This window comes from Priestia sp. P5_B4 (assembly GCF_056400385.1).
The window spans coordinates 1-1,349 of the sequence record NZ_JBFULJ010000972.1; the positions used below are offsets into that span (position 1 = coordinate 1).

Annotated in this window: 1 protein-coding gene and 1 pseudogene; both read left to right on the forward strand. The window is 30.4% G+C overall.

Translation table 11 applies throughout. The features are described 5' to 3' along the window. Positions 1-253 (forward strand): annotated as a pseudogene (locus tag AC1DRF_RS27975) (hypothetical protein); the annotation flags it as partial. 35 nt (positions 254-288) lie between these two features. Next, the gene (locus tag AC1DRF_RS27980) at positions 289-858 is read left to right on the forward strand and encodes a hypothetical protein (RefSeq protein WP_377569086.1); all 570 of its coding nucleotides are present in this window, start codon (positions 289-291) and stop codon (positions 856-858) included. Positions 859-1,349 lie beyond the last annotated feature (491 nt).

Sequence of the window (1,349 nt, forward strand, 5' to 3'; positions counted from 1 at the left end):
AGTTAATAATGGGCTGAGTATATTCATTTTCTACGGAGAAGGTATTGTAGAGCAGGATTTAATTCCTTCGAGACAATGGAATAAACCTATAGAATTTAAAAATGTCGATATAGATAAAGTCGATACATTTGTGGATGTGGAAGAGGTTGGATTTACGATATTCAGTAAGAGTGATCTATTTAACTCACCTGGAAAAGTCAAAAATTATATACCTCGTAGCTACTCACTTGATATTAATAGCAGCAATATTTAACATTTCTAAATTAAAAGGAGGAGGGTTTGCAGTCAATGAAGTATAAAAATAATAAGAGTATACTAAAAATGTTAGCTATCATCCTTCTTTCTATAGATCTATTCTTTTATCTTTTAGCACTAAAGAGCCTATACGTTTTCTCTTCAAAGGTTTCGATATATTTTCTGATATTTGTTCTACACTTTATCTATTTATACATAGTCTTTATAACCGTTAGCAAAACCAAAGAGTCTAAAGTTTTTTGGGGAGTAATTGGGCCGTTTTTTATTGTACCTATAGCAATCGTTGGGTGGTTCACGTTCTTTTATACTAATAAAGTTGACTATTATGATCTAACTTCCCCTAAGAATACCCAAAAACTTATTATTGGTTATTCCAATTGGAGTCTTGGAGAAACTAACCATTACTATGATTTTTATAAACAAACGGAATTCCCTTTGGTGAAAAAACGAATAAATCAAGAACCTCTTCATGTCATGACACGAAATACGGATATGAGCGATTTAAATGTTTTAGGAGCTCATGATGCACAATGGGGAAATGAACAAACAGTAACTTTTACATCTCCATATCTAAATAAGGAAGTAACCTTGAATTTAAAGTAAGTACTTTTTTCTACTTARACAACAGAGTTGAGAAAAAGCCTGTATCTAAGGAGATCCAGGCTTTTTATTTTCTAGTTTAGTTACCATAAGTTTGGTTATAGGAACCATACAAAAATATGAGCTCTTGATATACAAGGGCTCTTTAACCTTCCATATTTTTCGTCACACAGTTATTTTTGTTATTGCGTCACCTTCCCAAGTAACATATATTTTAAATCTTTGTAAAACGCAATTTTATCACTTTCAATTGCTACTATATCTTTATTCACAAGTGAAGCCTCTTTTTACTGCTCAATGAAACCTGCCTTAAATCATATAATTAATTCTACAATAAGTGGATTAATTTAATTAAAATAGAAAAAAAGATATTATTGGACATTAGGAGGTATTTATGTACAAATTTTTGATTTTTATTATAGTAGCGTTTTATATCGCTCATTATGTTGAAAAATACTTAAGAAAAAAGATGCACTTAGAAACCGATCCAGAGA